Source organism: Streptomyces botrytidirepellens (assembly GCF_003721215.1).
Taxonomy (GTDB): domain Bacteria; phylum Actinomycetota; class Actinomycetes; order Streptomycetales; family Streptomycetaceae; genus Streptomyces; species Streptomyces himastatinicus.
This window is the reverse complement of sequence record NZ_RIBZ01000715.1, coordinates 1-7,707: the sequence shown is the minus strand read 5'-3', so window position 1 is coordinate 7,707 and position 7,707 is coordinate 1. Positions and strand designations below refer to the sequence as shown.

Sequence of the window (7,707 nt, the reverse complement as noted above, 5' to 3'; positions counted from 1 at the left end):
CGGCGCGGCCCTCCGGCGCGCCCAAGCCGAGGTCCGCGAGCTCCGGGCCCGGGTCGCCGCGTCCGAACAGCGGGCCGCCTCCGCGGAGCAGCGGGCCGCCGCGTCCGAGCGGCGGATCGCCGCCGCGGAGCGGGAGCTCGACCACACCGTCGGCACCGCGTTACCCGCCCTCGTCGAGCAACTGCGCGGCCGGGTCCCGGCGGACCAGGCCCTGGCCGGGATCGAGCGGCCCGCCACCGGCCCGCTGCGCGCCCTGCTGGAGACCATGGGCGGCGAGCTGTCCCGGGAGCGGCAGAAGCGCACCGAGATGGTGGCCGCGTTCCGCAGCATCGCCGGTCGCCTCCAGGCGCTGGTCGCCGGAAACCTCGCCCGGCTGCGGGAGATGCAGGACCGCTACGAGGCCGACGCCCTCGACGACCTCTTCCAGCTCGACAGCACCGCCTCGCAGACCGGCCGGATGGCCGACCGCATCGCCGTCCTCACCGGCGCGCTGTCGGGGAAGCACTGGCCCAGGCCCATCGTCATCTGGCGGGTGCTGCGCGCCGCCACCTCCCGCATCGAGGGGCTGGAGCGGGTGCAGATCCGCTGCACCAGCGAACAGGCCGTGGTCGGCGCCGCGGCCGAGAAGGTGATCACGCTCCTCGCCGAGCTGATCGACAACGCCGTCAGCTTCTCGCCGCCCTCCACCGCCGTGAACGTCTACGTCCAGGAGGTCCCGCGCGGGATCGCCGTCGAGATCGCGGACAGCGGCCTGGCCATGCAGCCCGACATGCTCGCCCGGGCGCAGCAGGCGGTCGCCGCCGATCCGTCCAGCATGCTGAAGCTGTCCGGCACCCGGCAGGGTCTGCTGGTGGTGGGCATGATCGCCCGCAAGTTCGGGCTGCGCGTCAGCTATCAGGCGTCCGCGACCGGCGGTACGGCGGTCACCGTACTGATCCCGCAGCAGCTCCTCACCGAGCCCCGCGCCGACCACCACGCCCCGGGCCACCACGCCGCGGTCGCCCCCACTCCCGAGCGCCGCGCCTCGGTCCGCCCCAACGCCGCGCCGCCGCTTCCCTCCCGCAGGCCCCCCTCGCCCCCGCCCGAGGAGCGGTCCGGGGCCCATCCGCTCACCCCCGAGGGGCTGCCGAGGCGCCGTCGCAAACAGGTCGAGTCCGGCACCGAGCGGGCTGCCCAGCCCCCGGCGCCGCCACCTCCCGTACGTAAGAAGCCCGCGGAGGCGGGGAACCGGTTCGGCTCGTTCCACACCGCCGTCAAGCAGGACCGCACTCGCACGACACCACGCTCGGAAGGCACGACCTGATGAACCCGCATGATCTCGACTGGAAGCTCGACGCCCTGCTGGCGAAGACTCCGGGGGCGCGGCACGCGCTCGCGGTGTCCAACGACGGGCTCGTCATCACCCACTCCTCCGACCTGTCCCAGTCGGAGGCGGAGACGCTGGCCGCCATCGCCTCCGGGATCCAGAGCCTGGCCAGAACGGTGTCGACCAAGTTCGGCGACGGCACCGGCAGCGTGGAGCACTCCCTGGTCGCGGTCGGCGGCGGGCTGCTGATGACCGTCGAGGCGGGCGAGGGCGCCCATCTCGCGGTGCTGGCCCGGGAGGACGCCGATCCCGGGATCGTCGGCAACAGCATGTCCGTACTGGTCGACGGCCTCCTCGCGTACATCACCTCGCCGCAGCGCGTGCCCGGGGAGGAGGGCGGCGCGACGGCATGATGCGCTGGGACGTCCATGAACAGCCCGACCGGCTGTTCGCCGCGACGGGGGGACGTAGCCGCGCGTACACGGAGTTCGATCTGGTGTCCCTGGTCGTCAGCGAATCCGAACCGGCCGCGGGCATGGCCCCGGAGGCGGTTCAGATCCTGCGGCTGTGCCGCCATCCGATGGCGCTGGTGGAGGTCTCCGCGCGGTTACGCATGCCCGTGGGCGTCGTCGCGATCCTGCTGTCCGATCTGCTCGCCGAGGGCCGGATCTCGGTCCGCCATCCCAGCAGCGGGGCCGGTGGCGGCGGGTCGTCCGCCCCGCGGGGCGTGGCGGCCGCCCCGGCGCGGCTGCCCGACACCGGCCTGGTCCGAGAGGTTCTCGTTGCACTCAAAAATCTCTGACACGGCCGACGCCGAGGTCCCCTCGGATGATGCCGAGGCTCCTCTGGCCGACGTCGAGGCCCCGTTGAGCGATACGGCCCGGGACGCGGTGAAGATCGTGATCTGCGGCGGCTTCGGCGTCGGCAAGACGACCTTCGTCCGGGCCGTCAGCGAGATCGACCCGCTGACGACCGAGGCCGTGATGACCGAGAAGGGCGTGGGAGTCGACGACGTGGCCGGGGTGGAGGGCAAGTCGGTCACCACGGTCGCCTTCGACTTCGGCCGGATCAGCGTCACCGAGCGGATCGTGACGTATCTGTTCGGCGCCCCCGGGCAGGACCGCTTCCGGTTCCTGTGGGACAACCTGTTCCTGGGCGCCTGGGGCGCGGTGGTCCTGGTGGACACCCGGCGGCTGGCGGACTCGTTCCCCGTCATCGACCACCTGGAGCGCAAGGGGCTGCCGTTCGTCGTCGCCCACAACCGCTTCGACGACAGTCCGGACCACACCCTCGACGCCATACGCGGCGCGCTCGATCTCGCGGACGGGATACCGCTGGTCGCCTGCGACGCCCGTTCCCACACCTCGGGCAAGGACGTCCTGGTGGCGCTGCTCGACCATCTGCACACCCTGTCCGCCGCCCAGGAGGCCGCTTCGTGACCCAGCCGACCTCACCGTCCGAACCATCCGAACCGTCCGACGAACCCGGCACACCGGACGAGCCGGGATCAAGCGGCGGACCCGGCGCGCCCACCGAACCGGAGCCCGCCGCCATCGAGCGGCCCGCGTCCCACGAGGACGCCGTCGAGCTGTTCGGCCCGCGCTTCCAGGACACGCCCGCCGAGGTGTACCGGGAGCTGCGGAACACCTACGGACCGGTCGCGCCCGTGCTGCTCCCCGGCGGCGTCCCCGCCTGGCTGGTCCTCGGCTACCGCGAGCTGCTGCGCGTCACCGAGAACACCAAGGTGTTCGGGCGCGGTTCGGCCCGCTGGAAGCTGTGGCCGCAGATCCCGCCGGACTGGCCGCTGCGTCCCATGGTCGAGGACAACGGGTCGCTGCTGTACCGGGAGGGCGACGATCACCGCAGGCGCGCCGGAGCGGTCGGATCGGCCCTCGAAGCGGTCGATCTCAATCAGATGCAGGACGCCACCCAGTCGTTCGCGCAGGGTCTGATCGACAAGCTGAGCGAGGGCAGCCGGGCGGACCTGGTCGCCGACTACGCCCATCCGCTGCCCGTGCTCGCCCTCAGCCGGGTCCTCGGCCTGTACGACGCCGAGGGCGTCGCGCTGGTGAAGGCGATCAACGACATGGTCGACGGCGGCCCCGACGCCCTGCGCGGGCAGATCGAGGTGCGCGGCACCATCGAGCGGCTGGTGGCCCGCAAACGCGCCGACCCCGGCCCGGACGCCACCTCCCGGATGATCGCCGACCGCGCCGGTCTCACCGACCAGGAGGTGGTCGAGGACCTGATGGTCCTCACCCTCGCCGGACACCAGCCGTGCACGGACTGGATCGGCATGACCCTGTGGCTGCTGCTCACCGACCACGAGTACGCCGCCGACATGGGCGGCGGCCGCCGCTCGGTCCGCCAGGCCATGCACCAGGTGCTGCGCGACCACACCCCGGTGCAGATCTTCGCGGGCCGCTTCACCACCCAGGACACCGTCCTGGGCGCGACCCGCATCCCGGCCGGGGACCTGGTGCTGCTCGGGCTCGCGGGGGCCAACACCGACCCCTATATCCGTCCGCAGGCGGGCGGGGCGGCGGGGCCGGAGGGCCACAACGCCTATATGTCGTACAGCCACGGCGAACACCGCTGCCCGTACGCGGGGCAGTGGATCGCCGAGGTCGTCGCCCACACCGCCGTCGAGACGCTGCTGGAGCACCTGCCGGACGTGGAGCTGGCCGTGCCCGCGGACGAGTTGCGCTGGCGCCCCTCGCCCTGGCTGCGCGGCCTGACCTCGCTGCCCGTCACCTATACGCCCGCCCACTCATACACCGGAGGCTTCGGTTGGGACTGACTGAGGACCGCCCCGTTCTGCTCGACCCGACGATCCGTACGTCCGCTGAGGAGAGCGAACTCCTCTACGCCGCGGGTCCCGTGGTCCGGGTGGAGCTGCCCGGCGGGGTGCCCGCCTGGGCCGTCACCCATGACGCGCCCGCGCGCGAGGTCATGCGCGACAGCCGCTTCGTGAAGGACATCAACCGGTGGGGTGCCTGGAAGCGCGGTGAAATCCCCGCGGACTGGCCGCTGATCGGCCTGGTCGACCTGGGGACCTCCCTGGTCAGCACGGACGGTGCCGAGCACCGGCGGCTGCGCAGGCCGGTCGCCCGGGAGTTCACCCCGCAGCGGGTGGAGGCGCTCCGCGGCCGCGTCGAGGAGATCACCCGCGAACTGCTCGACCGTACGGAGCGGGCGGCCGAGGGCTCGGGCGGGGTGGTGGACCTCAAGGACACGTTCGCGTTCCCGCTGCCCATCACGGTGGTCGGTGAGCTGTTCGGCATGCCGACCGACTGGCACCGGCCGCTGCGGGAGCTGTACGACAGCTTCTTCGACGACAAGGCCGCCCCCGAGACCGTCCTCGCCACCCTCCAGGGGCTGTACGGCTACATCGCCCGACTGGTCCGGCTCAAGCGCGACGAGCCCGGCGCCGACCTCACCAGCGCGCTGCTGTCGGAACTCGGCGACGAGCCGTCGGAGGAGGCCGTCGAGGAGCTGATCGCCACCATCCAGGTCATGATCACGGCCGGGCACGAGACCAGCGTCCACCTGATCGTGAACGCCGTGCGGTCACTGCTGGGCGACCCCGCACAGCTCGACCTCGTCCACACCGGCCGCTACAGCTGGGACGACGTGGTCGAGGAGAGTCTGCGGCTGGACTCCCCGACGCTGAACTTCCTGTTCCGCTTCGCCACCGAGGACATCGACATCGCCGGAACCCTCGTCCGCGAGGGGGAGGGCGTGGTCATCAGCTACGGCGGCATGGGCCGCGACCGTGTCCAGCACGGCGCGGACGCCGACCGCTTCGACATCTCCCGCCGCCCCCGGCACACCTCCTTCGGCCACGGCCCGCACAGCTGCCCGGGCTCGGCTCTCGCCCGGCTGGAGACCACCATCGCGCTGCGCGAACTCTTCGCCCGGTTCCCCGGTCTGCGGCTCGCCGATCCGGACGGGACGCCGGAGCGCTCCCCGTCGGTCATCGTCAACGGCCACCGGGAGCTGCCGGTGCGCCTGGGCTGACCGCGGGCCTTACGGCCAGAGCAACTCGCGCCGCCAGCCGCCGCGTTCCTCCGGGGCGCGGCGGTAGCGGAGCCGGACGTGCCGGCGCCGCGCCTCCTCCTGGTAGAACTCCACCTCGTCCGGCTCCAGGACGTACAGCGTCCAGGTGGGGGCGGAGGCGTCCCGGTCGCGTTCGGCCCGCTCGTACGCGTCCTCGAAGGCCCGCTCCAGGTCCTCGTACGCACTGAGCACCGCGCTCTGCCGCCCCGCCCCGGCCAGCGCCGCCGCCAGCGCGGCGGGGGAGCGGCCGCGCAGGTCCGCCGCGCTCTCCTCGGGCCCGGCCTCCGTGACGCGCCCGCCGATCCGGACCTGCCGTCCGCTGCGCATCCAGTGGAAGCCCAGCGACGCGTACGGGTGCTCGGCCAGCTCGCGGCCCTTGCGGCTGGTGCGGTGGGTGCCGAAGTGCCAGCCGTGGGCGTCGGCGTCGTGCAGCATCACCGTGCGCAGGGACGGGCGGCCGTCCGCGCCCGCGGTGGCGAGCATCATCGTGTGCGGGCCCGGTTCGCCGCCCTCGGCGGCCTCGCGGAGCCACCGCCGGAAGAGCGGAAGCGGTGCGTCCGGAGCCTGGGCGGGGTCGAACACGGGCAGCTCGCCCGCGTGCGGGACGCGCAGGCCCCGCAGCAGCTCCCGGAAGGCCTCATCGTCATGTGCGTCGCTCATCGGGTCCCCATCCGATCACCCGGTGCCGGTCCGGGCAAGCGGAAGGGCTGCGCCGCTCAGCCGCGGCCGAGCACCACCGTGCCCGACGAGCAGAACCAGCCGCCCGTCCCCGACGCCACGGCCAGCTCCGGCAGCCGCCCGCCCGCCTTGCGCACCTGCCGGGCCCCCGCCTCGCCGCGCAGCTGCCGTACCGCCTCGACCAGCAGGAACAGCCCGCGCATCCCGGGGTGGCAGGCGGACAGGCCGCCGCCGTCGGTGTTGACCGGCAGCGCGCCGCCGAGCGTCAGCCGCCCGTCCGCCGCGAACGCGCCGCCCTCGCCCTTGGCGCAGAAGCCGAGGTCCTCGAGGGTCACCAGGGTCATGTAGGTGAACGCGTCGTACAGCTCCGCCACATCGATCTCCGACGGCCGCACCCCCGCCCGCGCGAAGGCGTCGCGCCCGGAGGCCGCCGCGGGCGAGACGGTGAAGTCGTCCCACTCCGACATGGCCGAGTGCGAGACGGCGGTGCCCGAGCCCAGCACCCACACCGGCGGCCGGGCGGTGTCCGCGACGAGGTCCTCGGCCGCCAGCAGCACCGCGCAGCCGCCGTCCGAGCGGATGCAGCAGTGCAGTGTGGTGAAGGGGTCGGCGATCATCGGCCCGCTCAGCACGTCGTCGACCGTGATCGGTTCCCGGAACATCGCGTCCGGATTGTGTGCGGCGTTGGCGCGTGCCTGCACGGCGATGTCCGCGAGCTGTTCGAGTGTGGTGCCGTACGCGTGCATGTGGCGGCGCGCGGCCATCGCGTACTTGGCGACGAGGGTGTGGCCGTACGCCACCTCGAACTGGTGCGGCCCGCGCGCCCCGAAGGAGAGGTTCGCGGTCCGGCGGCCCGCCCGGATGTCGGCGCGGGCGGTCGAGCCGTAGACGAGGAGGACGGCGCGGGCGTGCCCGGCGGCGATCGCGTCCGCCGCGTGCGCCGCCATGACCTCCCAGGTGGCGCCGCCGACGGCGGTCGAGTCGGTCCAGCCGGGCCGCAGCCCCAGGTACTCGGCCACCTCCACGGGCGCCAGCGTGCCGAGCCCCGCCGAGGCGAAGCCGTCCACCACGGACCGGTCGAGACCGGAGTCGGCCAGCGCCCGGCGGGCGGCCTGGGCGTGCAGGGTGTAGGGGGTGGGGCCGTCGACGCGGCCGCAGTCGGCGAGGGCGACGCCGACGACGGCGACCTTGCGAGGGGCAGGCGTCATGTATCTGACGGTACATCAGATTGCTGCGTTAGTATGACGGGTCGTCAGGAACGGGAGGTCCGATGGATGCCGCGCTCAGCGAGGAGCAGGAGGAAATCCGGCGCACCCTGCGCGAACTGCTGCGGGGGCGGTGCGGCGGCGACGAGGTCAAGACGGCCGTCCGCACCGCGGCCGGATACGACGAGGCGTTGTGGGAACACCTCGCGCGCGAGCTGGGCCTTCCCGGTCTCGCCCTGCCCACCGCGTACGGCGGCGTCGGCTGCGGGCCCGTCGAGCTGGCGCTCGCCTCGGAGGAGGCCGGCCGCGCGCTGCTGCCCTCGCCGCTGCTGGCCACCGCCGTGCTCGCCGCGCCCCTGGTCGCCGCCCTCGGGACCGCCGCACAGCGTGCCGCGCTGCTGCCGCGGATCGCGGGCGGCGAGCTGACCGCGGCGCTCGCGGTGCCGGGCCGGGCGCTGT

General features: G+C 73.6%; 9 protein-coding genes. 7 read left to right on the top strand and 2 right to left on the bottom strand.

The window, feature by feature from the left end; genetic code table 11:
* The 6 genes from EEJ42_RS36760 to EEJ42_RS36735 form a co-directional block, all read left to right on the top strand.
* Positions 1-1,303, top strand: a 1,303-nt coding sequence (locus EEJ42_RS36760) for a sensor histidine kinase (protein ID WP_148082158.1), incomplete at its 5' end; no start/stop codon positions are given.
* On the top strand, positions 1,303-1,719 hold the full coding sequence (locus EEJ42_RS36755; RefSeq protein WP_106516416.1) for a roadblock/LC7 domain-containing protein: 417 nt from the start codon (positions 1,303-1,305) through the stop codon (positions 1,717-1,719). The genes EEJ42_RS36760 and EEJ42_RS36755, both read left to right, overlap by 1 nt.
* Positions 1,716-2,108, top strand: coding sequence for a DUF742 domain-containing protein (locus tag EEJ42_RS36750; RefSeq protein ID WP_221179466.1), 393 nt, complete (start codon positions 1,716-1,718; stop codon positions 2,106-2,108). Before EEJ42_RS36755 ends, EEJ42_RS36750 begins: the two co-directional genes overlap by 4 nt.
* Before the next feature lie 64 nt (positions 2,109-2,172).
* On the top strand, positions 2,173-2,745 hold the full coding sequence (locus EEJ42_RS36745) for a GTP-binding protein (protein ID WP_342778379.1): 573 nt from the start codon (positions 2,173-2,175) through the stop codon (positions 2,743-2,745).
* Complete coding sequence (locus EEJ42_RS36740; protein ID WP_123106522.1) at positions 2,742-4,106, top strand: cytochrome P450; 1,365 nt, start codon at positions 2,742-2,744, stop codon at positions 4,104-4,106. Before EEJ42_RS36745 ends, EEJ42_RS36740 begins: the two co-directional genes overlap by 4 nt.
* On the top strand, positions 4,097-5,326 hold the full coding sequence (locus EEJ42_RS36735) for a cytochrome P450 family protein (protein ID WP_123106521.1): 1,230 nt from the start codon (positions 4,097-4,099) through the stop codon (positions 5,324-5,326). Before EEJ42_RS36740 ends, EEJ42_RS36735 begins: the two co-directional genes overlap by 10 nt.
* 9 nt (positions 5,327-5,335) lie before the next feature.
* Here EEJ42_RS36735 and EEJ42_RS36730 read toward each other — a convergent pair whose 3' ends face one another.
* Both EEJ42_RS36730 and EEJ42_RS36725 read right to left on the bottom strand, forming a co-directional pair.
* Positions 5,336-6,025, bottom strand: a complete 690-nt coding sequence (locus EEJ42_RS36730) for a pyridoxine/pyridoxamine 5'-phosphate oxidase (RefSeq protein WP_123106520.1) — start codon at positions 6,023-6,025, stop codon at positions 5,336-5,338.
* 56 nt (positions 6,026-6,081) lie between these two features.
* Positions 6,082-7,251 carry a thiolase C-terminal domain-containing protein gene (locus EEJ42_RS36725; protein ID WP_123106519.1) on the bottom strand — a complete coding sequence of 390 codons (1,170 nt, stop codon included), beginning with the start codon at positions 7,249-7,251 and terminating at the stop codon, positions 6,082-6,084.
* A gap of 62 nt (positions 7,252-7,313) precedes the next feature.
* Here EEJ42_RS36725 and EEJ42_RS36720 point away from each other — a divergent pair.
* The coding region (locus EEJ42_RS36720) for an acyl-CoA dehydrogenase family protein (RefSeq protein WP_148082157.1) at positions 7,314-7,707 on the top strand (394 nt) is incomplete at its 3' end.

What these genes read in the sequence shown, in the direction of transcription:
- EEJ42_RS36755 (WP_106516416.1), top strand. Translation starts at nt 1,303, where the DNA reads ATGAACCCGCATGATCTCGACTGGAAGCTCGACGCCCTGCTGGCGAAG.
- EEJ42_RS36750 (WP_221179466.1), top strand. Translation starts at nt 1,716, where the DNA reads ATGATGCGCTGGGACGTCCATGAACAGCCCGACCGGCTGTTCGCCGCG.
- EEJ42_RS36730 (WP_123106520.1), bottom strand. Translation starts at nt 6,025, where the DNA reads ATGAGCGACGCACATGACGATGAGGCCTTCCGGGAGCTGCTGCGGGGC.
- EEJ42_RS36725 (WP_123106519.1), bottom strand. Translation starts at nt 7,251, where the DNA reads ATGACGCCTGCCCCTCGCAAGGTCGCCGTCGTCGGCGTCGCCCTCGCC.